Below are 908 nucleotides of genomic sequence, written 5' to 3'. Positions count from 1 at the left end.
GTCCTCGACCACCACGGCGGGCAGCGCCATGCAGCGCTCGCCGGCGCAGCCGCAGAACGAGTTGATGATGCTCTGCACGGTCTGCGGCAGCACGCAGTCGCGCAGCACCAGGGCGTGGTTCTTCGCCTCGGTGAGCGCCTGGACGCGCTTGCCGTGCGCGGCGGCGGTCGCGTAGACGTGGCGGCCGACATCGGTCGAGCCGACGAAGCTGACGCCCTTGATCTGCGGATGACGCAGCAGGATCTCGGCCTCGTTGCGGCTGGTGGTGACGACGTTGAGGACGCCCGGCGGCAGCCCCGCCTCGTACCACAGCTCGGTGATCCGCAGCGCGCATTGCGGCGCGAAGCTCGCCGCCTTGAGCACCAGCGTGTTGCCGGTGACGATGCAGATCGGCGCCATCCAGCCTTGCGGGATCATGGCCGGGAAGTTCCACGGCGCGATGCCGGCGAACACGCCCATCGGCTCGCGATAGCCGACCGTGTCGTAGCCGGGCGAGACGTTGATCGGCTTGACTGGCCCTTCCTCGGATGCTGCGAGCGGTCGTCGTACTCGACGACCTCGATCGGCACGCGCCTGTCGCCGATCTTGAGCCCGCCGGCCGCGTTCACCTCCTTCACCCAGAGCTGGTCAGCTCGTCGAGATTGGCCTCGAGCAGCGCCTTGAGCCGGTACAGCACCTGGATGCGCTTGACGATCGGGGTCTCGCGCCAGGCCGGGTAGGCGGCCGCGGCGGCGTCGATCGCCTCCTCGTCCTCGGCGCGCCGAGGCGTGCGGCGCCAGCGCGACGACGGCGCCGGTCTCCACCACCGAGTTCGTGCAGAAGGCCGCGATCGGCAACCTGTTCGAGATCGAGACCAGCCGCATCGCCCGCGGCAAGAGCGACCCGGGCCAGCTCGACTTCGCCGACCA

Annotated in this window: 2 protein-coding genes; both read right to left on the bottom strand. The window is 69.9% G+C overall.

The genetic code is table 11. The annotated features are described in order from the left end of the window. Window positions 1–459, bottom strand: a 459-nt coding sequence (locus ABTU92_RS29770) for an aldehyde dehydrogenase family protein (protein ID WP_408095145.1), incomplete at its 3' end; no start/stop codon positions are given. 154 nt (window positions 460–613) lie between these two features. Continuing rightward, window positions 614–739, bottom strand: coding sequence for an aldehyde dehydrogenase family protein (locus ABTU92_RS29765; protein ID WP_408095146.1), 126 nt, complete (start codon window positions 737–739; stop codon window positions 614–616). Window positions 740–908 lie beyond the last annotated feature (169 nt).

Source organism: Rhodoplanes sp. SY1 (assembly GCF_046000175.1).
In the GTDB taxonomy this organism is placed as follows: Bacteria; Pseudomonadota; Alphaproteobacteria; order Rhizobiales; family Xanthobacteraceae; genus Rhodoplanes.
This window is presented reverse-complemented; position numbering and strand designations above follow the sequence as displayed.